This window comes from Dyadobacter sp. CY345 (assembly GCF_021502725.1).
Taxonomy (GTDB): Bacteria; Bacteroidota; Bacteroidia; order Cytophagales; family Spirosomataceae; genus Dyadobacter.
This window is the reverse complement of sequence record NZ_JAKFFS010000001.1, coordinates 547,962-571,429: the sequence shown is the minus strand read 5'-3', so window position 1 is coordinate 571,429 and position 23,468 is coordinate 547,962. Positions and strand designations below refer to the sequence as shown.

Annotated in this window: 19 protein-coding genes and 1 pseudogene; 8 read left to right on the top strand and 12 right to left on the bottom strand. The window is 38.2% G+C overall.

Annotation, left to right across the window (positions count from 1 at the left end; genetic code table 11):
- Positions 1-3: 3 nt before the first annotated feature.
- From L0657_RS02500 to L0657_RS02490, 3 genes are all read right to left on the bottom strand, one after another.
- Positions 4-1,692, bottom strand: a complete 1,689-nt coding sequence (locus L0657_RS02500) for a lamin tail domain-containing protein (RefSeq protein WP_235148815.1) — start codon at positions 1,690-1,692, stop codon at positions 4-6.
- Positions 1,693-1,845: 153 nt separating this feature from the next.
- Entirely contained in the window at positions 1,846-2,268 is a 423-nt protein-coding gene (locus tag L0657_RS02495) for a histone H1/H5 family protein, HCT subfamily (RefSeq protein ID WP_235150442.1), read from the bottom strand.
- Positions 2,269-2,418: 150 nt separating this feature from the next.
- The gene (locus L0657_RS02490) at positions 2,419-2,949 is read right to left on the bottom strand and encodes an RNA methyltransferase (RefSeq protein WP_235148814.1); all 531 of its coding nucleotides are present in this window, start codon (positions 2,947-2,949) and stop codon (positions 2,419-2,421) included.
- 294 nt (positions 2,950-3,243) lie between these two features.
- Between L0657_RS02490 and L0657_RS28010 the strand changes: the two genes are divergently transcribed.
- Entirely contained in the window at positions 3,244-6,414 is a 3,171-nt protein-coding gene (locus L0657_RS28010; protein WP_235148813.1) for a HAMP domain-containing sensor histidine kinase, read from the top strand.
- A 3-nt stretch (positions 6,415-6,417) separates the two neighbouring features.
- On the opposite strand, the gene L0657_RS02480 is transcribed toward L0657_RS28010, so the two are convergent.
- Together L0657_RS02480 and L0657_RS02475 are read right to left on the bottom strand one after the other, a co-directional pair.
- A complete protein-coding gene (locus L0657_RS02480) occupies positions 6,418-7,065 on the bottom strand; it encodes a response regulator transcription factor (RefSeq protein ID WP_235148812.1) in 648 nt (215 codons plus the stop codon).
- 193 nt (positions 7,066-7,258) lie between these two features.
- On the bottom strand, positions 7,259-7,891 hold the full coding sequence (locus L0657_RS02475; RefSeq protein WP_235148811.1) for a response regulator transcription factor: 633 nt from the start codon (positions 7,889-7,891) through the stop codon (positions 7,259-7,261).
- 631 nt (positions 7,892-8,522) lie between these two features.
- On the opposite strand from L0657_RS02475, the gene L0657_RS02470 reads away from it, so the two are divergent.
- The gene (locus L0657_RS02470) at positions 8,523-9,506 is read left to right on the top strand and encodes a GNAT family N-acetyltransferase (RefSeq protein ID WP_235148810.1); all 984 of its coding nucleotides are present in this window, start codon (positions 8,523-8,525) and stop codon (positions 9,504-9,506) included.
- Here L0657_RS02470 and L0657_RS02465 read toward each other — a convergent pair.
- Positions 9,503-10,147: an FkbM family methyltransferase gene (locus L0657_RS02465; RefSeq protein ID WP_235148809.1), complete on the bottom strand. Its 645-nt coding sequence runs from the start codon at positions 10,145-10,147 to the stop codon at positions 9,503-9,505. The two genes, L0657_RS02470 and L0657_RS02465, sit on opposite strands and share 4 nt — an antisense overlap.
- A 174-nt stretch (positions 10,148-10,321) precedes the next feature.
- Between L0657_RS02465 and L0657_RS02460 the strand changes: the two genes are divergently transcribed.
- Entirely contained in the window at positions 10,322-11,203 is an 882-nt protein-coding gene (locus L0657_RS02460; protein ID WP_235148808.1) for an FkbM family methyltransferase, read from the top strand.
- Between the two features lie 3 nt (positions 11,204-11,206).
- Here L0657_RS02460 and L0657_RS28005 read toward each other — a convergent pair whose 3' ends face one another.
- The 4 genes from L0657_RS28005 to L0657_RS02440 form a co-directional block, all read right to left on the bottom strand.
- Positions 11,207-12,706 (bottom strand): lipopolysaccharide biosynthesis protein, encoded by a 1,500-nt coding sequence (locus tag L0657_RS28005; RefSeq protein WP_235148807.1) that lies wholly within the window; start codon positions 12,704-12,706, stop codon positions 11,207-11,209.
- Between the two features lie 9 nt (positions 12,707-12,715).
- Complete coding sequence (gene wecB, locus L0657_RS02450) at positions 12,716-13,816, bottom strand: non-hydrolyzing UDP-N-acetylglucosamine 2-epimerase (RefSeq protein ID WP_235148806.1); 1,101 nt, start codon at positions 13,814-13,816, stop codon at positions 12,716-12,718.
- A 27-nt stretch (positions 13,817-13,843) separates the two neighbouring features.
- Positions 13,844-15,055 carry a glycosyltransferase family 4 protein gene (locus L0657_RS02445; protein WP_235148805.1) on the bottom strand — a complete coding sequence of 404 codons (1,212 nt, stop codon included), beginning with the start codon at positions 15,053-15,055 and terminating at the stop codon, positions 13,844-13,846.
- 180 nt (positions 15,056-15,235) lie between these two features.
- The gene (locus tag L0657_RS02440; protein ID WP_235148804.1) at positions 15,236-16,504 is read right to left on the bottom strand and encodes a nucleotide sugar dehydrogenase; all 1,269 of its coding nucleotides are present in this window, start codon (positions 16,502-16,504) and stop codon (positions 15,236-15,238) included.
- A gap of 206 nt (positions 16,505-16,710) precedes the next feature.
- Here L0657_RS02440 and L0657_RS02435 point away from each other — a divergent pair.
- From L0657_RS02435 to L0657_RS02415, 5 genes and pseudogenes are all read left to right on the top strand, one after another.
- Positions 16,711-17,217 (top strand): annotated as a pseudogene (locus L0657_RS02435) (ORF6N domain-containing protein).
- A gap of 137 nt (positions 17,218-17,354) precedes the next feature.
- Positions 17,355-18,098: a methyltransferase domain-containing protein gene (locus L0657_RS02430; protein ID WP_235148803.1), complete on the top strand. Its 744-nt coding sequence runs from the start codon at positions 17,355-17,357 to the stop codon at positions 18,096-18,098.
- A complete protein-coding gene (locus L0657_RS02425; protein ID WP_235148802.1) occupies positions 18,095-19,366 on the top strand; it encodes a glycosyltransferase family 4 protein in 1,272 nt (423 codons plus the stop codon). The genes L0657_RS02430 and L0657_RS02425 overlap by 4 nt, the downstream gene beginning before the upstream one ends.
- 26 nt (positions 19,367-19,392) lie before the next feature.
- On the top strand, positions 19,393-20,697 hold the full coding sequence (locus L0657_RS02420; protein ID WP_235148801.1) for an RNA-binding domain-containing protein: 1,305 nt from the start codon (positions 19,393-19,395) through the stop codon (positions 20,695-20,697).
- Positions 20,698-20,725: 28 nt separating this feature from the next.
- On the top strand, positions 20,726-21,493 hold the full coding sequence (locus L0657_RS02415; RefSeq protein WP_235148800.1) for a glycosyltransferase: 768 nt from the start codon (positions 20,726-20,728) through the stop codon (positions 21,491-21,493).
- 262 nt (positions 21,494-21,755) lie between these two features.
- Here the strand turns inward: L0657_RS02415 and L0657_RS02410 are convergent, their stop codons facing one another.
- The gene (locus tag L0657_RS02410; RefSeq protein WP_235148799.1) at positions 21,756-22,013 is read right to left on the bottom strand and encodes a hypothetical protein; all 258 of its coding nucleotides are present in this window, start codon (positions 22,011-22,013) and stop codon (positions 21,756-21,758) included.
- 123 nt (positions 22,014-22,136) lie between these two features.
- Positions 22,137-23,453, bottom strand: coding sequence for a DUF4302 domain-containing protein (locus L0657_RS02405; RefSeq protein WP_235148798.1), 1,317 nt, complete (start codon positions 23,451-23,453; stop codon positions 22,137-22,139).
- Between the last annotated feature and the right edge of the window lie 15 nt (positions 23,454-23,468).

Here is a 23,468-nt window from a genome sequence, read left to right as displayed (position 1 = left end):
ATTTTACTTTTTCAAAACGACAACTTTTAGTTTAAACTGACTGGTTTGTCCGTTGCCGTTAAAAGAATCGACTAGAATCAGGTAATATCCGGTATCTACAAGGTTACCATTTTCATTAGTGCCACCCCAACGGATTTCACCAGAAGTACCGATGAGCTGATTTCTCACAAGATTTTTAATCAAACGACCAGCGGTATCATAAATCCTTATGGTAGCTGTTTCGCCCGTGGTGGTCAGTTTGTAAACTATTTTGGCAAAATCATTAACACCATTATTTCCGGGGATAAATGCTTCCGGCTCCACAAGAAATATACTTTCATTAGTTTCCGGTTTCATTTGCGAATTAGCATAACCTGGTGTTGCGTTTCCCGACGTCGAAGCTGCCGAATGCCAATTATCCGGCAGTTGGGAAGAAAAGAGCATATCTTTTTTTTCCAATGACACCCCTTTTGGGTCACTGATGAGCGGATCGTGCATCGTTTCTGAATAATCAAAACGATCAAAAATTGCATTTGAACTATCACGCAGGATCACTCCACCGGAGGTATTTGAAAAAGAGGGTAATGCATCAATTTCAAAGAAATTTCTGGATTTATCAGACGTATATGTATTTTTCGTCTGTGGCGTATCTGTATTTATTGCAAGATAAGTAAGAGGTGCCAGAATAAAATTTTCGGTGGTGATAGTCCTGAAAACATCAGGCTGCCCACCTTTTGTATTTCCAATCGACCAGTTTTTCAAACTGATAAATTTGTTCGAAGTATTATAAATTTCAACAAAATCAACGCCATTCTCTGGTGGATTAAACAGAATTTCATTTAATACCACGTCACCAGAATCTGCCTTACTGGGAAGGCCAATGGTGAAGTCGGTTTTTCTTAAAATATTCCCGGAACAATCCGCCAGATTACTGATCGACACAGAATAGATAATGCCGGCGATAAGTGGAGAATCCAGTGTTAGAACGAGATTTTTAAATGTTGGCAATTCCAGTTTTCTAGACAAAATGCTTCTCCCGTCCACCTCAATCCGCGCACCGGAAACAGCATTCATACTGTCTAATTGTTCACTAAAAACCATCTTCAACTCTTTTGGTGAAATGATATCGATTCTTTCAATTTCGGGAGGAGAGTTATCATAGGTATTACCTCTCACACTGTTTAGTTTCCCTGGGGTACCGCCACTTATATCTATTGAAGTTTTCCAATTATCATCTTCTCCACAAGGATTTTGAAGATCAATCATTTCGATGGCATAACCTCCATTTCTCTTATCCGCGTCCCACCATTTCAGGTTATAAGTGATAGAAAAAATTAAAGTTTTGCTCCGGTTAAATAGAGATAGCGTCGCAGTTTCATTTGGCAGCGCAAGAGAACTTACCGGAATTACATGGTCGTAATTTTTTATACTTTTATAACCTGCCTGGCCGCAAACGATGTAAAATATACCTGGCAGGATAACGGAATCAGGAAATGTTGCAGATCTGTTGCCAACAATTAAAGTCCAGTTTTTAAGGTTTACCGGTTTTTCAGAGCGGTTGTAAAGCTCTATATATTCAATCTCTGGCAACCCAACCACCGGACTCGGATCAGACATGATTTCGCTAATAACGATGTCATTATAATTCTTTCCATGACATATTGTTTGAAGCATCGCAAGAGTAACCAAAAATAACAACCTGAATGAGCTCATCACCGTATCATTTTTCAGTAATTAAAAAGGTGATACGGAAAAAGCTGATGTGGGTAACCAGATATTTTGGTTTTTTATTAGGGATAAAAACAAAAAATTCAACCCCGATAAGAGTTGAATTAATTTCCTGACAATTGGTGTCCTGAATATTTATTATTTGCTTTCCTCTGTTCCAGCAACACCTTCAACGGCTGCTTTCGGTGCAGCAACGGCTGGTTTCGCTGGCGTTTTTGCCGCAGGCGCAGTCTTTGGAGCAGCTGATTTCACAGGAGGAGTCGCAGCAGGCTTAGAAGCGGCCGAAGCTACAAGATTAGCAAGTTTCGCGCTTTTGTCAGCCTGCTTTTTCTCTTTTTTCGACTCCTTCTTAGGAGATTTTGCCTTTTTCTCTGCGCTCTTAGCTTCCTTTATTTTTCTCTTTTCTTCGTCTTTTACGAATTTAGAAACTTTTTTTGCCAATTTAGCAGCAGCTTTTTCAATCGATTTCTTTATTTTTTTTGAATCGGCCGATACGGAGTCTAGCTTAACAACCAATGTTTCTGCGATTTCGGAACTAAGTTTTTTTGTTGCGGATTTCATATAATGAAAATTATTTAAATAATTAAGATAAGAAGAACTAAGCCGCTAATTTTCTTGATGTCAGACCTTTATTAAGCAAAATACGCTCTTATCGTTTAACCTGCAAATACCGTCTATTAATTCGACACGAACAAATAAATGGTGTTATATTTATGTTAAATTTTTACTTACAAAGGTCCACAAAACAATTCCAGCCGAAACTGACACATTAAAAGAATGTTTTGTGCCAAATTGTGGAATCTCAACGCACCCGTCTGATACTTCAATTACTTCGTCAGCCACCCCTTCAACTTCGTTCCCAAATATAAAAGCGTAAGGAACATTTTGCTCTGGTTCAAAATTCTGCAGCAATGTACTTCCTTCTGCTTGTTCAACAGACAAAATTCTATATCCTTCGTTTCTGAGTTTTTTTACAGCTAACAAAGTACTTTCCTCCTTCTCCCAGATTACTGAATTTTCTGCACCCAATGCACTTTTGGTGATTTCCCGGTGTGGTGGATTTTGCGTATATCCGCATAGGATCAATTTTCTGGCGCGAAATGCATCTGCGGTTCTAAAAAAAGACCCGACATTATTAAGACTTCTGATGTTATCCAACACGATAACAAATGGAAATTTATCTGACTCCTTGAACTCGTCTACCGACAACCGGTTCATTTCCTCAATAAGAAGTTTGCGCATAGATATTTGTCTCTAATTTCTACAATTCGTTTCTAACAAACGTACGACGATTTACTATGACATTGAAATGAATTTCACCAGCTGCTCAGCTTAATTCAGGCTGTGTTGGGCTCATATCAAAATTCAAAGTCAGAGTATCATATTAATTAAATATTGTCGATAAAATTTTTACTACTTTTAAAATAGAATTTGTTTAATAAACATAGAATTTTTTTAATCTATCCTGTTACCTATTTAACATTCTGGCGTCTAGGTATAGAATACTTGACTGTTAAAAATTCTAAGCCCTACGTCGTGAAAAATTTAATCCCGTTTGGTGTTGCTTACTTTCTTTTGGTATGTGCCAGCCTGGCTCTGGGTCAGCGGCCTGAAAATGATGCAAACTTTTCTATTTCGCATTATACCGAAGAAAATGGCTTGCCGCAAAACACTGTAAAAAACATAAGTGCAGATTCCGAGGGTTTTATATGGATCGTTTCTGAAACCGGATTGGTACGGTTTGACGGGCGTAATTTCTATCTCTTTACTAAATCCAACCTACCTATTTCAAATAACAGGTTTTCGATGTTGCAGCCGGATATTTCTGAAACCCGTGGAGTAAAAAGATTTTATGCTGTTGCTGAAAACTATGAATTTATACGAATTGAATCCGGAAAAGCTCAGGTAGATTCTGAGTATTACAACAACAGTATTCTCAGGATTCCCTTTATGCGAAATCCAAGAAAAACCTCCATATTAGCCAACGGAGCTCCTAACTATATGCGGGAGTGGGCTGACCCTGACAATTACATAATTCCGATAGGGTCGGGAAAAGGCAACTTCTTTATATGTCATCACCAAAAAATTGAATATTACTCGAACTGGAAAAAAAACTTCGAACTGCCTTTTGTAAATCTAAGATATTGGGACTGCTTTACGATTGGTAAAAATCTCTATCACTTTACAGGAGAACGCAGCCTTACCAAAATAACGGGTACCGGATTGATTAAGTTTGCATTGACTGGTGACATTTTAAAAGACAAGACTTATAGCGATCAAAAACACCAACCGGAGATTTATTGGAATAACATTTCAGACCAGGTTTTTGTCTATTTTAATAAAAATCTTTATAAAATAAAGGAATCCCCCGAAAATAAATTAAGCACCGTTCTAGTGCTCGAAAACTTCGATTTTGGAGAAAGGAACATTTCTTCAATTCATTTTGACAGCCAAAACCAACGTTTTTTTTTAGGAAGCGTCACCAAAGGATTATTCATTTTAAAGCGCAAAGATTTCATTACGTTACGAACTACTGGAAGCAATCTCGACAATGTTTTTTATGGACAAACTGCCTATGATTCCAATAGCGTATTAACTCCAAGAGGATTTTTATTAAGTAGGAGCCGACATGGTACAGCTACGATCAACAAAGAAATATCGGTCATAAGTTCTGAAAAAAACGCCGCGGATAGTTACGGGATACTCACCGATAAACAAGGAAATGTCTGGCGTAAATCCGGAGGTATCATCTACTGCTACCGTATCAAAGAAAACAAATTAGTTAGATCCTGGAACGTCGGAACCGAGATAAATCACATATATGAAGGAAATGACGGTACAATCTGGATTGGTACCCGTGAATCCGGTTTATTCAGGATTAATCTCTCCGACCCCAGACCAGAACCCCAGCTATTTGTAAAGGGAGATTTAACAAGAATTTCGTTTTTGTTAGAAAAAAATTCACAAACATTGGTTGTAGGGACCGATCATGGTGTTTTCCTCTTAGACATATTATCCAAAAAAACGGATGTAATTAGAGGAACCGGCAAACTCTATGTCAGGAGCTTATACATCGATGCATCCCCTGGCAAGAAAAATCAAAAAAACATTTGGATTTCAACCTACGAGGATGGGATATTTTTATACGGTGAAAATGGTTTAACCAAATTTCCGCTTGATAAAAATAAATATCTGTCCGGAGCTCACTGTATTTTTGCCGACAAGAATAATTTCTTTTGGATTACTACAAACAAAGGTCTGTTTAAAGTGGCAAGGACGGATCTGCTCAATTACGCTATGAAATCTAAAATGGGTCAGGCTGCGGATGTTTTCTATTTGCGATATACCAAGGAACAGGGATTTTATACGAACGAGTTCAATGGAGGATGTCAGCCCTGTGCGATAAGATTGGCCAATAAATATGTATCGCTCCCCTCACTGGATGGTTTGGTTTGGTATATTCCTGAGGAAACGCGTCAGGAATTACCGACAAACAAAATTCTGCTGGACCGATACGAACTTAGGGGGACTCGTACCTTTATTTCCAATGACACCTTAAATTTTCCAGTCGATCCTCAACAGATCAAGATTCAACTGGCCATGGCTTATTTTGGCGATCTTTCTAATCTTGATATTTCTTATGCCATCCTTAAAAACACGAACAGAAGCCCGATTGAAGCAGATTGGCTAAATCTAGACGGAAGTGAAACAACGATTTCCCTGGGTTCCTTGGGAACGGGCAATTATTCACTTTATATTAAAAAGATAAACGGTTTCGGAGCCGAAAATTATTCGATCAAAAAAATTACGATTATTGTGCCTCCATCATGGTATGAAACGATATGGTTTAAGCTTGTCTGTTTGCTACTGGTAATTTTGGGTATTTATATATTTTTAAAAATAAGGCTTAGAATTATCAAAAAGGAAAATCAACTGCTTGAATTGAAAATTGCACGACGCACCAGAAAATTGGAGCATACACTTGGCGCACTGGAAAAGTCTGAACAAGAGCTGCAGCGTCAAATGCACATCCAAACCCGGCTAATTGCTTCAATGTCACATGACATTAAAACGCCTTTAAAATTTGTATCCAAATCTGCGGGACGTATTGACCTCATGGTAAAAAACGAAAGATTTGAATCCGTATCAGAGCTTGGAAAAACAATTGAATTTACGGCTGATCATATGCACCATCTACTTGAAAATCTGATTGGATATGTTAAGACACAGGTTTATGGCAGCAATATTTTGTTGGAAGAAACGAATCTGAAACATTCACTCAGTGAAAACTTGGAAATATTCAAAGGTGTATTGAATGAGCATTCTAATAAATTTATCAACGAAGTGGACGGCAGTATCACAGTTAATACGAGTCCGCAGCTGTTAGGTATTATTGTTCATAACCTGGTCGATAATGCCAATAAATTCTGCCAGGGAGGTTTTATAAAAATGCATACCGAAAAACGACAAGATTATACGCATCTGATCATTTCTGATTCCGGGCCAGGGATGCCCGATGAAATCTTGCAATGGCTTAATAATGAGTCAAAATCAGACTCTTATGAAAAGTCGAAAGTGTTATCAAAATCGTATGGCGGACTTGGTTTAACGATCGTTAAAGAGATCTGTATGATGCTGGGCATTAGGATTTTAGTTGAGAACGAAAATGGTACACTTATTCATCTCATATTCCCGGAAGAAAAGTAATCTCTAATTTTCCTGTGCTTCCGTTTTGTACAATTCCAGTTTCCTAAACATTTCAATAACGTTACTCACCTCCATTTTCTCAAAAATGCGGGATTTATAGGTACTTATTGTAGTCTCTTTTAAATTCAGAATAGTGGCAATTTCCTTTGTCCATTTCCCCTGCGCCAAAAGATACATAACTTCCAGCTCACGTTTGGAAAGATCTTCAAGCGGATTATAGCTACCGTATTTGTTATCAAGAATATTCTTAACCATTAACCTCTGAACTTTATTGCTGACATATTTCCCATCATTCAGGACAGACATTATTGCCACCTTATAATCATCTTCCGAGGCGCCTTTTGACAGATAGCCATTAGCTCCGGCATTCAGATAGTGCAGTGCGTAAATCTCTTCGTCTAATCCGGAAAAAATCAAAATTTTTATTGCTGGTTGAATTTTACGAACAATCTGAATCATCCGGTTATTCTCACCGCCCGGAATATTTATGTCGAGCATAACCATATCAAAGTTTGTTTTCGAAAGGATTTCGAGCGTGGCGCTAAAAGTCGAGGCTTGCTGAACTTCAACTCTGGCAAACATATCTGTTATTAAGAAATCAATACCCATGCGGACAATCGCATGATCCTCGACAATTAAGATTCTATTCATTTTATACTATGCGCTACTGAAAACGGGAAGAAAACAAAATTACAGAATAGTTGTTAATCTTGTTCTAAAAAATTTTCTACCAAAAAGTAGAACTATATCTACATAAATTGTCTTAATTTATTACATATCTGCAAAAAAAAACAGATGCCAGGAACACCCTGGCATCTGCCTCTAAATCCAGATAATATTAATATTAACTATCGATAAGTTTGATCTTAGTAATCAATTCAACAATGTTTTTGACGCCCATCTTTTCGAAGATCCGGGCTTTATAAGTACTCACCGTGGACAATTGCAAGCTAAGCTTCTCTGCAATTTTTGCAGTTCCAAAACCTTCCTTCAATAGATTCATAACATCTTTTTCTCTTGGAGAAAGACTTACGATTGGATCGGGAAGAAACTCTTTTGGATTGATAAGCCTGTTGATGTTGATCTGTTGCATATCCGCACTCATATACTTTTTGTTATCGAGTACGCTTAAAACAGCAGTTTTAAACTCATCCTCAGCTGCGTCTTTTGAAAGATACCCATCCGCACCCGCCTGGAGATATAACAAACCATATAATTGTTCGTCATAACTTGAAAACATAAGAATGCGAATTTCAGGACGCTTGATCCTTATTGTCTCAATCATTTTCGTGTTATTCCCGCCTGGGATGTTGATATCCAAAATAAGTAGGTCAAAGTTTTGACTACCTAATTCCAGAAGCACTTTCTGAAATGTATCGACGCCCGTAATTTGAGATTCCGGTATCAGAGATTTTAGGAGGTGTTTTGTTCCGATTCGTACAACTGCGTGATCCTCGGCAATAAGTATGTGCTTCATGAAAAGTTTATATACTAGATGACACTAGAAATAGTATTACGCCAAAGTTAGAATTAATTATGAATCAAAACACGAAATTGTCACTATAATTCTAAATACTTGGTAAATAGGTGTAAATACTTCCTAATAGATTGTGAAAAGATAATTAAATTATAATAAAAATACCCTTGAATTCAAGATTGCGTTTGCCATTTTGATGGCAAAACATATCCCTATCTAAAGATTAAACCCGCGTCATTTTATATTAGAGGTACAAGTTAGATATTTTAGTTAGAAAACAGCTGATTAAAGTGTTGATAATCGTTTTTTGCCTAAGATTTTTTTCAACTTTTAAATTACAAAGATAATTCGATAAAAAAAATCATGCTACTCCTACATAAATTTGAATTTCAATCTACAATAAGGTAGAAAGATTGCTTATCTATTTGCCAACTTGTTTTAAATAACTAAAATACAAGAGTTTACATTAAATATTGATAGTAGTTTTACATGCTAAAATAGAAAACCATTAACTATTTGACTGTACAGATGGAATTTTGTCACAAAAAAATTCAAAGAATATTATCTAATGGTAAGTGAAAATCAATGTCAGATAAGTTAAATTGTTACGATTACTTACCCACACTTCAAATTGAAAAACCTGTATTATACCTGGATAGAAGGTCTGTTTGAGGTCAAACGCTATTTACCCCAACTACCGGTTGATGAGTTTTATACTTTTCAGCCTGATCTGTTTAACACTTCCAGGCATCTTGAAACGCAAGGGGAAGAGGCATTCTCTTTTCATCTATATCGAAAGGACACGCCTGAAATTCTTGCTGTAATTCATTTTTTTAAAAGAACTGATAAGCCCGAATTTTTATCACCGATCCGGGCATCTTTTGGCGGAATAAACTGCCATGAAAATTGTCCTGACGAAGCGCTTTACTTTTTGCTGTCATGCGTCATAAACACGGCAATGGTTGAGGACCAGAAGTTCATTACCATTACAAACTGGCCATCGTGTTACAATACAAAGCTTCACGAGCGTTTGAATAAAATTTATATAACAGCCGGTTTCGGGCATTTTAAAATGCAGCGAAATTTACACATCGAAGTTGGCCCTTCTCTTTTTCCGCAAACAATTTCAGGGCAGGAATCGCGAAGACTTAATAAGTGCAAAAAAGCGGGATTTTTTGCTATGAAGGAAGAAAATGTTCCTCACGTAACTCTGTATAACTTTATTCAAAATTCTTTTAATGAGAAGAACTATCCGTTATCTATTTCAGAGAGTCATTTGCTTACGTTATTTACAAAATTCCCAAATGAATTTTTACTATTCACTGTTCGAGATCAGCGTCGGCTAGTTGCCGTAAGTGTTGCAGTTCGGATTAATCGCAGCGTATTGTATATTTTCCTTATGGCTGACCTCATGTCATACAGAAGTTTCAGTCCGGGTGTGATGTTATATGAAGAACTTTATAATTATTGCCAGAAGGAACAGATAACAATACTGGATCAAGGGATTTCAGTAGATAACCATGGAGATGAAAAGCCGGAGTTAATCCGTTTTAAGAAAAATATGGGCGGAAAGGAATCGTTGAAAATAACTTATAACATGGTTCTCAACAATTAAATCCCCAAGCAATTGCCATCCTTATAGAAAACAGTCGAGCAGCTTTCGTGTCCAACGATCGGAAGCATTCCACGGAAATCAATACTTTTATAACCTTTATTGGTCATAAAATCTTTCGCTGGCTGGTACCAGTCACGTTCCGAATTATCCAGAATCAAGACTCCATCTTCTGTTAAATACTGCGCAGCGAATGCAGTACATTTTACACGGTTACGACCATCAACAACGATAATATTGTATTTTTTGCCTTCATTTTTAACCGCTTCTACATAACTATCACCTTGCGGACGGGAATAAACGATGGAATTTGCAGGAAGTTTTGGTTTGATCATCTCGATCCACTGCGCATCATGTTCAACGGCAGCGATATGTTTTACACGGGCTCCATACCAGCGTGTTGAGTTTCCCGAGCCATACTCGAAAACTTCAAAATGCGGTTTAATTCTTGGTTCAAGGAAAAAGATAAATGAATAAGTATACCAGGGAAGCGGATTTCCGGCAGCGTCAACGGATTGTTTGGAGTGAAAACTTCTGAACCAACCATATTCTTTCAACGCACTTTTTAAATATAGCTGAACGGCTCCGCCAAAACCAACTGAATTTAGAAGTCCCCAACTTTGCTTTTTTAAAAACTTAACCATGTATCCGCTTATTCCGAAAGATATTTATAACAATTATTACCCTGAAATATTAAGATTTACGGCTTTGCTACGAAACCTCTATTTTGCACAGGGGCTGCAAATATACTACATTAGCACTCAATTTTAATATTTGCATTGATAGCGGGAATAATTTCAAAATCCCTCAGTTTTAGAATGAAATTAAAAACGATAAAGACGGTTCTGGGCCACCCTTTAAACAAAGACAGAAAGGTAAAAGCATTGATGACACTCTTCAAAAGAGGCCTGGTCATTCGCCTGCACAAACATCCCATGATTTATCCGTTTGTCGAGCATGTTTCGCTGGTTGTTGATAAGGGAATGTCGAGCGCGGAACTGCAAATTTACACTGGCTTATACGACACCAATGAAATGCTTTTTGTGATGCATTACCTGCGTCCGGAAGATACATTTGTGGATGTGGGAGCCAATATCGGTGTTTATTCTGTTCTGGCATCAGGGATAACCGGCGCAAAATCTTTGTCGTTTGAACCGATTCCATCCACGTTTGCAAACTTGAAACGCAATATTAATTACAATAATCTGCAAGACAGATCTGAGCTTTATAATCTGGGCGTTGGGGATAAAGAAGAAACACTGATTTTTTCAAATTCCCTGGATGCTATTAATCATGTAATCAACGATAATACTTTTGGCGGTCCGGTTACGGAAGTTCCTGTGAATTCGCTGGATAATTTACTGTTTGATAAAAACATCAATTTACTAAAAATCGATGTGGAAGGTTTTGAAGCCAATGTCATCAACGGAGCCTTAAAAACGCTGGAAAGACCTGAGCTGAAAATCATTATCATGGAAACCAACGGACTTTCCGATCAATATGAATTCGGCCAGAATTACATTCACGACAAACTTTTGAGCCTCGGCTTCGTACCTTATAATTATTTCCCTGTTGAAAGAAAACTGACTAAAATAACCGCTACGAACCCGGAAAACACGATTTATATCCGTGATCTGGCTTTCGTTGAAAATCGTATCAAGACGTCAAGAAAAATCAAATTGGGGGATGATTTGATTTAGAAATTATTTCAAAAACCTTTTCTGCAAACCGGTTACGAGATCGTTTATTTCTTCTGAAATTTTAAATCGGACAATAAGAACAATAAAAAGCAAAAGAATAATGGAAGAACGCAGAGCCATCATGAACATGGATGACAGAATGGTTTTATGATACTCCGGCGTCAGTAAGGTCAAACCGTACAGTATAACAAGAATGATTGCTACCTGAATCGTTTTGTTGGTAAATGGCAGCACGCCAAATTTGTGCCAAACAAAGGTCATCCGCGCCATTGAATAAACAAAAGTGGTCAAAGCAGTAGCAATCGCTGCGCCAAGAATTCCATAAATTGGTATTAGCCAGATATTCAGCAGAAGTCCGATAACAGCGGATACAATGATGAATAATGTTGAAAATTTGAAAAACTTCGAATACATGATTATCTCCGTATTCAAGCCCGTGGCAATATCAAAAACCTTGACTAAAGAAAGAAAAAGGACCACATATTTGCCCGTTCCATAGGTCGCTCCTTTTGGTATCAGGAAGAAAATATCATCAATATTTGACCAGATCAGTAAAAATACCACACCGCCAGCAATGAGCTGATTTAATGCTGATTTCTGATTCATCGTGCGAACGTGCGCATAATCTCCCTGCACGAGTGCAGCAGAAATTAATGGTATAGAAATCTGTGCAATCGCTTTTCTCGGAATTTCAATAATTCCAGCCAGATACGTTGCAATGATAAAAATTCCGGCACTGATCAGACCTTTTTCACCAGCAACCATTGTTCTGTCGATGAAAAGCATTAGACTAACGCCAAGTCCACCTAAAAGTGTAAAACTTCCATATCCAAGCATCTGGCGAACCAGCTTTTTGGTCAATATTTTCCTATTTGGACGACGCCAGTATAGTTTCCCGATTTGTTTGATATAACCAAAGAGAATGATAATCGCCAAGCCATACGAAGCGACGTATAAGTAGAGCATCACTTCAAAACTCAGCCAGCCAAAACCAAACATTAGAATTAGCAGTACATTGGCGATTTTAAGATAAACTTCCCGAATAAAGTTAGGGACGGCTATCCTTGAATTATTCCGGCAATAGGCTTCCAGAACTGTGATATAAATCCAGAATGTCGTTAATGGGATTACCAGAAAATGGTACTTCAAAAGCATCGGCGAATTCTCCGCAAAATATGCATGAATCGCCGGTGTGAAAATCAGGTAAAATATTCCGAAAATAATCCCACCAATGAAAGGAAGAAAAAGCAAAAATGGTAGAATCCCGTTATGTCCTTCTTCGTCGTCGCGGAAAAGGCTGAAAAATTTGTCGGCAATAAACGGAGTTCCCAAATGAGCAAAAGCCGCAAAAAGTAAACTGTTTTCTAAAAGCAAACGGGAAAGTCCAAGCTGCTCTACGGAAAGAAATTTCGTAGAAACATACATCTGATTGACGATACCAATCCCTACCCCAATGTACGATCCAAGACCAGCTTTAAGACTTTGACGAACAACGATTCCCACTCTGAAAGTCTATTTAGCGTATTTTTGTATCAATATTTCAGCGATACGTTCAGCGGCATGTCCATCCCAGAATGGAGGAATTACGCCCTCTTTCACTCTTCCTGCCAGGATATCCTGCACTTTTTCAGAAACCGAAACCGGGTCCAGATCACTTAATAAAATGTTAGTTCCCAATTCCACGGTTACCGGGCGTTCTGTACTTGCCCGGAAAGTCAGACAAGGCACTTGCAGATAAGTAGTTTCTTCCTGAATTCCACCTGAATCCGTGATAATCAAAGCAGCATTTTCCATCAAATGTAAAAATTCAAGATAACCCTGCGGTTCCATCAAAATCACATTTTCAAGACTTTGCAATTCATCCAGCAAACCCCAGGTTTCCATATTTTTCAGCGTTCTAGGATGAACGGGGAAAAGTACGGTTTTACTTTTTGAAGTTTCTTTGATGATTGTTAAAATATTGGTTAGTCCTTCCTGAAAATCCACATTGCTTGGACGGTGCATTGTCATCAAAACATAAGATTTTGGCTCCAAACCAAGATCTTGCACAAGCGTCAAAGTCAAAGCTTTCTGGCGATAGTATACCAAAGAATCGATCATCACATTGCCGACAAAATGTACTTTTTCATTGGGAATGCTTTCTCTTTTGAGGTTGTCAATACCTGCCTGTTCTGTAACAAAAAGATCGTCAGCGATGCAATCCGTCATAATCCGGTTAATTTCTTCCGGCATTCCACGGTCGCCGCTTCTCAAACCTGCTTCCACGTGAACAACAGGAATATGCTCTTTTACAGCTACCATCGCACAGGCAATTGTTGAATTAACATCACCAACAACTAACACAACATCCGGTTTTTCGGCCAGCATTACCTGCTCAAACTCGATCATGATCCTGGCCGTTTGCTGCGTATGCGAACCGCCACCGATACCCAAGAAATAATCCGGTTTCGGTAATTCCAGCTGATTAAAAAACACATCCGACATACGGGCATCGTAATGCTGACCGGTATGAATGATTTTTGACTCGATTTCAGGATGTTGTAAAAAAGCACGGTGCAACGGAGCCACTTTCATGAAGTTCGGACGGGCACCAACAATACTCAGGATTTTCATTTTTTAATCAACCAGAATTTAAACAGATCAGTGCGCCAATACATAATTGAAAGCAACCATATATTCTTTCAGCACACTGTGTATATTGATTTCTTCTTTTATTATGCGTAACGAATTTGCACCAAAGGTGCTGATTTTTTCGGGATCCTGAAGCAACGTTTTCATTTTCAGGTTCAGACTTTCCTGATTTCCATTTTCAAAATAAAAACCATTGTATCCTTCTCTCACCAAACGTCTTTCCGTTCCATCCGCAACCGAACAGATAACCGGTTTGGCAAAACACATGGCATCATTGATGGATAATCCACCCATTCCGCCTAACATATAGATTGACGAAACATGCAGATATTTACCCAGCGTGAGTGCGTCATATACGCCACCGACAAATTTTACATTGTCAGAAACACCAAGTTTTTCAGCCAACTTTTTAAGATTTTCTTCTTCCGGACCGAAACCTACAACCACCAGTTCAATATCCGGGAAAAACCGTTTCAGATCTTTAACCGACTGGATCAGCATATCGACGCGCTTCCATTTTACCAACCTTCCTACGTGGATAACACGATGCGGATTCGCAGGCAAAATTTCAGGTTGCCTTAAAACTTCTTCGTAAGCCGCCAGCAATTCATCTGTATCCGGAGAATTTGCAGCAATAAATATTTTCTCTTTGGGCACGCCATAACTTCCGATGATATCGCGGCCTTCATCATAATAATTGATATGCGCGTCGGCCAGCGGAAGATATAATTTTCGTAGCCAGGTAATAGCCCGGAAATAAAGTGCACCCTTCCAGTTCTTTTTATTTGCGTCCAGATCTTCGGTAATGTTTTGACCTGAATAATAATACTCCTGACTTTTCCCCCAATACGCAGTATTAAACGGAATATCCCGGCAAATTAATTTTGCACCGATTTTTTTAAGTTTGAAATAAAAAGGGGGATTCAGTACCAATTGAAGAAAATAAGGCCAGGACGACATCACGATAATGTCCGGTTTTATCTCCTGCAAAGTCGGGATAAGATTTTCAAAAAATGACTTTCCATACCAGGTTGTAAACTCGGGAAGTTCTACCAACTGAAAGTTTGCCGCAGACTTATCTTCCTTCACGCCGGCACCTAGTGCTTTGCTTTGTTGAGTTGGTTTGACGAGAATAACTTCGATTCCGTAGTCGGAAACCATTTTATTCAATATCAAGGCAAAATAATGCGGCAACCCCGCCATAACAAAACAAACACGCATGCGTCAGAAATCTTGTGGTAATTCCTGCAAAAGTACACATTCGCAGACAATTTTAAGAGGGGAAGAAATGTTTCGCTTACTTAAATGCAATTGAGCTAACGCCAAAGACGGAAATTTGAAATTATTGGAGAAGCAAAATAACCGGAATCACTTCAAAATTGATTCCGGTTATGGATTAAATTATAGTCTTGAATCAACCGAATCTTTTGGCAAAGTTGATTTCAGATCAAAAAGCACTGAATTAGTATTTGTAAAATCTGCGAGATTTAATTCTTTGAAAGTATCGTGGGCAACGGCCAGTACAACCGCTTCATATTTCCCTGTTGGCTTTTCTGAAAGTGCGATATCATATTCATGTTTGACCTCTTCCGCAGACGCCCAGGAATCATACACATCAACCTCCATACCAAAATCTTTTAATTCTTTATAAACATCGACAACACGCGTATTTCTGATATCCGGGCAGTTTTCTTTAAATGTTATTCCCAAAATCAAAACACGGCTGCCTTCAATTTTATGTCCTTTTTTGATCAAAAGTTTGACCAGTTTGTTGGCGACAAAAACACCCATCGTATCATTTACACGGCGTCCGGAAAGAATTACCTGTGGATAATAACCCAAAGATTCAGCTTTGTAAGCCAGATAATAAGGATCAACACCAATACAATGTCCGCCTACCAAACCGGGTTTATATTTCAGGAAATTCCACTTTGTTCCGGCAGCTTCCAGAACTTCCGTAGTATCAATTCCCATCCGGTCAAAGATCAACGCGAGTTCATTCACAAAAGAGATATTCACATCTCGCTGAGCATTTTCGATGGCTTTTGAAGCTTCTGCAACTTTAATGCTTGATGCCAAATGCGTTCCGGCTGTGATAATGGTTCCGTATAAAGTATTGACGAATTCACCGATTTCCGGTGTTGAACCCGAAGTAACTTTTTTGATTTTGGTTAGTGTATTCACCTTATCGCCCGGATTGATACGTTCTGGAGAATATCCGCAGAAGAAATCAACATTGAATGTCAATCCACTTACTTTTTCCAGAACCGGTACGCAATCTTCTTCTGTACAACCCGGATAAACTGTGGATTCGTAAATGACGATATCACCTTTTTTTAACACTTTACCAACGGTATCACTGGCTTTCAAAAGTGGGCCGAGATCTGGCTTTTTGTAGTTATCAATGGGCGTCGGAACCGTCACGATAAATATATTGCAAGTCGCCAATGCAGATAACTCATCAGAAAATTGCAGATCCTGAACACGTTGTAAATCTTCCGAAGAAATCTCCTGCGTTCGGTCATATCCGCGTTTCAATTCAGCAACACGTTCCTTATTGATATCAAAACCAAGCACTGAATATTTCCGGCTGAATTCCACCGCCAACGGCAGACCAACATAACCAAGACCAATAATTGCAATTTTACTTGCAGCAATTTCTGACAACATTCTGGTAAAATTTAAAACGAGGACATAAAACTAGCCATATTAATTATGATCAGGAAATTTTGGGGAAATCTATGAAGTTTGGTTCGTGAAATTATGAGCAGAACCGAAATTCTCTAAGGTCACAATTTGTGATCTTAGAGAATGGGGGAATAGCTGCGACTTAATAACCAATTTTCAGTATTCAATATAATCCAAACACTGAATCTATGGAACTGATCGCTATACAAAATAAAGTGTTCACGCTTCGTGGACAGAAAGTTATGCTGGATTTCGATTTGGCTGAAATGTATGAAGTTGAAACGAAAGTTTTAAAATAAGCTGTCCGTAGAAATAGAGATAGATTTCCCGACGACTTTATGTTCGAAGTTACAAGAGCGGAATATAATTCTCTAAGGTCACAATTTGTGACCTTAGAGAATGGTAAAGGAGAACACAGCAAATATTTACCTTTTGCATTTACAGAGCAAGGTGTTGCAATGCTTTCAACCATACTGAAAAGTAAGAAAGCACTTCAAGTAAACATCACCATTATGCGAGCCTTTGTCATGATCAGGCAATATTATTCGGATTCAACAGAATTGAAACAGCGAATTGAAAACCTGGAAAATGAGATGCAGGTGAAATTTAAAGACATTTATGAAGCATTGAATTTCCTATTAAATCCGCCTAATCCTGAACGCAAAGCTATAGGATTTAAAAATAGCCATGAATAAATCTTGAGATCACAAACTGTGACCTCAAGATTGAAGAAATCTATTTCGGTCATATTTTTAAAGACATCTTAATTATGAAATTGTAACTTTGATCTTTCTGCAAAGTTGCGAATAAGTATAATCTGTTTTTAAAATATATGAATGGCCTGACGGATAAAGAATTTTGGTTGAACTATTGGGAAAGTAAAACCGGACTCGTTTTTAGCATCCCCGATAATTATCCGTTCCTGTCTCTTTTGAAAAAACTGATAACAACGAATCGGGTCAGAAACCTGCTTGAAATCGGTGGATTTCCTGGTTACTATTCTGTTTGGGCGTTTAAGAATATAAAAATAAAAACGGATCTGCTGGATTTTGTGATACATCCGAAAATTCTGCATGATCTTGAAAAAGCCAATCAAATTCAGGAAGGCTCTGTCGGGACGATAGAAGCGGATTTATTCAATTATACTCCCGTTGGAAAATATGATTTGGTTATGTCAAACGGCCTGATTGAACATTTCCAAAACACTACGGAAATTATCCAAAAACATACTCAGTTCCTTTCCGAAAACGGTATCCTTTTTATTTCATTACCAAATTTCAAAGGATTAAACGGTTGGTTTCAGAAGACATTTGACCGCGATAATTACGACAAACATTACATCGAAAGTATGGATCTTGTCTATCTTCGGAATATTTGTCAAAATCTGGGATTAAAGGATGTCGAAGTTTATTATTCAGGCCGTTTCATGCTTTGGCTTGAAAACGAGGGTAAACAGCCTGCCTGGGTTCGTGTTTTCCGCAAATCGACGTGGTTTATACTGAAAGTTTTTTCCAAATTTTTCCCTTTTGAAACAAAGGCCTTGTCACCTTACATCGTCATTACAGCCCGTGCATGAACGTAGTTTTCATCAATACCAGCGACAGTAGCGGCGGCGCGGCCATTGCCTGTTCCCGACTTCAAAAGGCGTTGGAAAAACATTCGTCTGTCAAGGGCGATATTCTGGTTCAGGAAAAAAAAACAGAAAATCCGGCTGTTACAACGATCGCCAATACTTCTTTAAAAAAACAATTTGTCTGGGCGAGATTTATCGCTGAACGTCTTTTATTTTTACCCTACGAGCGGTCCAAAGAAATTCGTTTTCTTTTTAATCGGGGCATTGTTGGCGTTGACATTAGCGATCATCCGCTTGTTCAAAATGCAGATATCATTCATTTACATTGGGTTAACTTTGGCTTCCTGTCAACTGGTTCAATTAGAAAATTATTAGCTCTTGGAAAACCAGTCGTCTGGACTTTCCATGATATGTGGCCATTTACGGGTGGCTGTCATCATAGTGGTGAATGCGAAAACTATCAGATTGAATGCGGAAACTGTAAGTTTTTGAAAAATCCGGGTGGAAATGATATTTCAAGGAAAGACTGGCTTTCTAAAAAATCAGCTTATCAGCCAAATCAGTTTACTGCTGTTGGTTGTAGTCAGTGGTTATCAAAAAGAGCCAGAAACAGCAGTTTGCTCAATGGATTTAAAATTGAATCGATCCCCAATCCGATTGACATCACCGTATTTTCTCCCATATCAAAAACAGATGCAAGGCAGCAATTAAATTTGCATACTGATAAACATTTGATCCTTTTCGCGGCTATGCGTGTCAATGCGCCAATGAAAGGTTTTTCATATTTTCAGGAAGCTTTAAATCTTTTGAAAGTCAAACACCCTGATTTTTCAGAAAATATTGAGCTTTTAGTTTTCGGTCAGGCGGAAGATGATGTATTAAATCAATTACCATTTAAGATACATAAACTTGGACATTTGTCCGATGTAAAACAGATCGTTTTGTCTTACAATGCCGCTTCTGTTTTTGTTACGCCTTCCTTGGAAGAAAATTTACCGAATACGATTATGGAATCCTTTGCCTGCGGAACGCCTGCTGTTGGTTTCAGTGTAGGTGGGATTCCTGAAATGATTGATCATCAACACAATGGATATCTTTCTGAATATAAATCTGTTGAATCACTGGCGTCGGGAATTCGTTGGGTTTTAGAGAATAATACTAATGGCGAGATTTCACAAAAAGCGCGGGAAAAGGTTATGGAAAGTTACGCGGAAAATATTGTCGCGTCTCAATATGAAACACTGTACAAATCACTGTTGAAGAACAAGTGATAATGCAGTTTTCATATCTTTTACCTATGCCTGAAAACTCAAATACCGAATATAAAAGCAGTTTCAGTGACACTGTAATTGAAACGTTGGTAGCCTTTGCCAATACCAAGGGCGGACAAATTTTCACTGGCCTGAACGACAACGGTTTACCCGTCAAGAATTTTGTGATCCGGGAAGAAACTGTTCAGCAATGGCTCAATGAAATAAAACACAAAACCCAGCCGTCTGTCATTCCGGATTCTGAAACAGTTGAAATAGATGGAAATGAATTTGTCGTACTTTCGATTAAAGAATTTCCTGTTAAAACAGTCTCTTTTCGCGGGAGTTATTTCAAACGCGTCCAGAATTCCAATCATCAATTAAATTTGGGGGAGATTTCGGATATGCATCTCAAAACTTTCAATACGAGTTGGGATAGTTATGCAACGAACGATTATAAACTGGACGATATTTCGCTGGAAAAAGTAAGCTCTTTTATTGACAAATCAAACTTACTTAAAGAAAGCCCGTTGCAGGATGATCCTCTTACTGTTCTGTATAAGTTTGAACTGATCAAAGAATCAAAAATTGTCAACGCCTGTCATTTATTATTTGCGCAAAATGATGTGTTCTTAGCGACTATTGAGTTGGGAAGACTTTCTGCCCCGACACTTATAAAAGACGGCTTAACACTCAGAATCGATTTATTTTCTCAGATTGAAGACGTCCTGACTTTTATTAAAAAACATATCAATAAAGAATATATCATTACCGGAAATCCTCAACGGGAGGAACGTTGGGAATATCCTTTGAATGCAATTCGCGAGATCATTATCAACATGATCGTTCACCGGGACTATATGCATTATGGTGATTCATCTGTTAAAGTTTTTGACAATTATATTGAGTTTTTTAATCCAGGTCCATTACCACAGTCAATTTCCATTGAACAATTACTCAGTGGCGATTACACTTCGCAGGCAAGAAATAAAAAGGTATCTTCGATTTTTAAAGAAGCAGGTGTTATTGAAAAATATGGTTCAGGTATTAAAAGAATTCAAAACGCTTTTCTGAGTTATGGCCTGGAAGCTCCCGTTTTTGAAAATTTTCAACACGGTTTTCGAGTTTTTGTTTCTACACAAACTGTGGAGAAAACTGTGGAGAAAACCGATGAAATCATTCTTAATTTGATTCAATCCGATTCCCGCATCACCACAAAAGCGATTCAACAAATTACCGGATTAAGCAGACGAGGTATTGAATGGCAAATACAAAAATTAAAAGAACAAAAAATAATAAACCGGATCGGGCCAGATAAAGGTGGTTACTGGGAAATCATAAAAGACGAATGATTCAGACCTCATTCAAAAATATAAACGAATGCCTTTACTCACAATCGTCACCATTACATACAACGCGGAACGCTACCTGCCCAGAACGCTCAAAAGTGCTGAAAAAGCACTGGCAAAACTGGCGGATAAAACCGTGGTTGAATACCTGATCATTGATGGCGGATCAAAAGACAAAACTTTAAATATTGCCAGTCAGTTTGACTTCATTTCAAAAGTGATTTCTGAGCCAGACCGCGGCCTTTATGATGCAATGAATAAGGGCTTAAATCTCGCGAGAGGCAAATATTTATGGTTTTTAAATGCTGGTGATGAAGTTCAGGATGAAAATATTTTAGGCCAGCTAATTGCTGCTTTTCAAAATAACGCTGACATTTATTACAGCGATGCTTTGCTGGTCCGTGAAGATGGCAGCGAAGTCGGATTGAGAAGTAAATTTACACCTCACGATTTACCCAAAAATCTGACATGGAAAGATTTTGCACTGGGGATGAAAGTTTGTCACCAATCCTTTATAGCAAAAAAGGAAATTGCCCCGCAATATGATTATACCAATCTCAGCGCCGACATTGACTGGGAAATTTCATGCCTCAAAAATTCTAAGAAAACGCAATATCTCGACTTTGTCCTTTGCCGGTATTTGATGGGTGGATTATCCATTCAAAATCACAAAAAATCACTTTTCAATCGATTCTCAGTACTTCGGAAACACTTTGGATTAGTGCCGGCACTTTGGAATCATGGAATTATTTTCTGGCGGGGATTTTGGTTTGCGAGGAAGAATGGAAAATATTGGTAGGAAAAAGATGATTTTCAAATTATTTACTTTTTAACCTTCCACAAATAGATATTCCATATTATAAAAGATATCCCGAGCCCGATAAGCCAAAAACGGTAATAGAAATTTATTAAATTATTTATTCCCTTATCAATATCGCAAAAGCCTATCACCGTTTTAATAATAATTGAAGTAAAAATTAAATACTGAAAGAACTTGTTTACAGAATTCATATACTGCCAGATTTTTATGGTCGGAATCGTTTTATTAAAATTTCAACCCATTAAAAATCCAAAAATAGGACTTTAAAATACCTTGTTCCCCAAAACGGAATAAACATCTTCCAAAAATCCGTCCTCGTCAGTTTATCCAAATAAATAAGTCTCAGACCGCTTATATAGGGATGATAAAGAAATACATAAACTGCGAGATACACTCCGAAGATATTCGAAGTGATAAAGCCAAATTTTGCAGCTGTGATCATCGCCGCAAGTGGGAGAAAGATCAATCCATAGAAGACAAGATTATTTCGTATTGTCATGATAGCGGGATTTATTGTACCAGAATTACCTTGTATACTCTAAATTCATTAAAAAGTCACATAAAACAGAAAAGATCTTTTGGAGTCCAAAAGATCTTTTCTGTTTTATGTAAAGAATAAAAACTACTTGATCCAGCTAACCCAACCTTTACCATCTTTTGCACTTACCATATCGTAAGCATTATCAGACAATTGAATAATGTAAAAGCCGTTCGTATCATACAGATAATTTTTTGAATCCACCGCAGGTCCGCTTGTGGGATAGGCTTCACCCAATAAACCGCTGGATACAAAAATTATCCTTCCGTCCGTTGCGAAAGTCGGTGTCCTCGGAGCATCTGCATAATAAAGTGAAAGCGCATTATCGGTTACAAACGCTGGTCCATAAGCATCGTAACCGGAGCCAAATTGAGGCCAGTAAAAATAGTAGTAATACGGAGATGTTCCATTATAATTCAGGGTATTGACTTTAAACGCATCGTCCACGCCATTCACGTGAAAACCATCCCAAGAAAACCAATATCCACCCTCATCGGCAGCAGCCTGGTACCATCTCCTTGCCGCTGCAACATCCACTTTTAGAGGTTTTGCGGCTTCAACAACCGTTACTTTACTCCCGGCGGCAGTCATTCCGAGAGATAACCTTGACTCATCCCAGGTAAGGTCCGTAAATCCTGTAATGGTTTGTGAACCGTTCACAAATGGGGTGATAAAGGAAACGCCTGTCGAACTGTAATAGTAATCGGTAGTAAATGAATTGACAGTAGTTCCGACAAGCCAGTTCAAAGTAACAGTCCTCGCCGACTGATTCACTGCAATTTCATAAACAACGCCACCGATGGTTACACGTTTGAAGTAGGTTAAATACTTCGAAATATTGGAAAATAGAAGGCTTTTCGCCAAACCGCCGTTTCCGTAAGCCGCAGCTTCTTCCTGCGTCGCTTTTATCAGAATTAGCTTACTCTGGTTCTTTGTCCCTGTTAAAGTTATATTTTCGGTATTTAAGGAATCAGTATTAAACGAAAATTCATAATCGGACCTTAATCCATCGCCATCCAATCCGCCATTCACATCACCGTCCGGATCGGCCAATACATGCAGATATGAATAGGTGTCAAATATCAGCGAAGGTGTTTGCATCGCTTTGAGCCTGTAACTGCTTTCCTTGGACGTAACCGCAGATTCGGAGGCGAAATCGGAATACATCACTACCCGGTTCTGATCATTGAATTTGAAATAAAAACTATATACGCCTCCGCCAGCCGGATAAATGATAGCCTTCCAGCCATATTGCGCTGCTACTAATTCCTGCTGATACGCCGTAACTGTTTCATTAATGCGCTGGTCTGCCGTCTGTTCAAAAACATCATTATCATCACTGCAAGACCAAAGCCCTGCAATGAAAACCAATAACAGATAGGAAAGATATTTATTTTTCATCGTGATTTTCTTTGA

Bases quoted from the DNA above. Each gene is read 5' to 3' on its own strand.
- L0657_RS02500 (WP_235148815.1), bottom strand. From the start codon at position 1,692: ATGAGCTCATTCAGGTTGTTATTTTTGGTTACTCTTGCGATGCTTCAA.
- L0657_RS02495 (WP_235150442.1), bottom strand. From the start codon at position 2,268: ATGAAATCCGCAACAAAAAAACTTAGTTCCGAAATCGCAGAAACATTG.
- L0657_RS02490 (WP_235148814.1), bottom strand. From the start codon at position 2,949: ATGCGCAAACTTCTTATTGAGGAAATGAACCGGTTGTCGGTAGACGAG.
- L0657_RS02480 (WP_235148812.1), bottom strand. From the start codon at position 7,065: ATGAATAGAATCTTAATTGTCGAGGATCATGCGATTGTCCGCATGGGT.
- L0657_RS02475 (WP_235148811.1), bottom strand. From the start codon at position 7,891: ATGAAGCACATACTTATTGCCGAGGATCACGCAGTTGTACGAATCGGA.
- L0657_RS02465 (WP_235148809.1), bottom strand. From the start codon at position 10,147: ATGGTTAAGTTTTTAAAAAAGCAAAGTTGGGGACTTCTAAATTCAGTT.
- L0657_RS02460 (WP_235148808.1), top strand. From the start codon at position 10,322: ATGAAATTAAAAACGATAAAGACGGTTCTGGGCCACCCTTTAAACAAA.
- wecB (WP_235148806.1), bottom strand. From the start codon at position 13,816: ATGAAAATCCTGAGTATTGTTGGTGCCCGTCCGAACTTCATGAAAGTG.
- L0657_RS02445 (WP_235148805.1), bottom strand. From the start codon at position 15,055: ATGCGTGTTTGTTTTGTTATGGCGGGGTTGCCGCATTATTTTGCCTTG.
- L0657_RS02440 (WP_235148804.1), bottom strand. From the start codon at position 16,504: ATGTTGTCAGAAATTGCTGCAAGTAAAATTGCAATTATTGGTCTTGGT.
- L0657_RS02430 (WP_235148803.1), top strand. From the start codon at position 17,355: ATGAATGGCCTGACGGATAAAGAATTTTGGTTGAACTATTGGGAAAGT.
- L0657_RS02425 (WP_235148802.1), top strand. From the start codon at position 18,095: ATGAACGTAGTTTTCATCAATACCAGCGACAGTAGCGGCGGCGCGGCC.
- L0657_RS02420 (WP_235148801.1), top strand. From the start codon at position 19,393: ATGCCTGAAAACTCAAATACCGAATATAAAAGCAGTTTCAGTGACACT.
- L0657_RS02415 (WP_235148800.1), top strand. From the start codon at position 20,726: ATGCCTTTACTCACAATCGTCACCATTACATACAACGCGGAACGCTAC.
- L0657_RS02410 (WP_235148799.1), bottom strand. From the start codon at position 22,013: ATGACAATACGAAATAATCTTGTCTTCTATGGATTGATCTTTCTCCCA.
- L0657_RS02405 (WP_235148798.1), bottom strand. From the start codon at position 23,453: ATGAAAAATAAATATCTTTCCTATCTGTTATTGGTTTTCATTGCAGGG.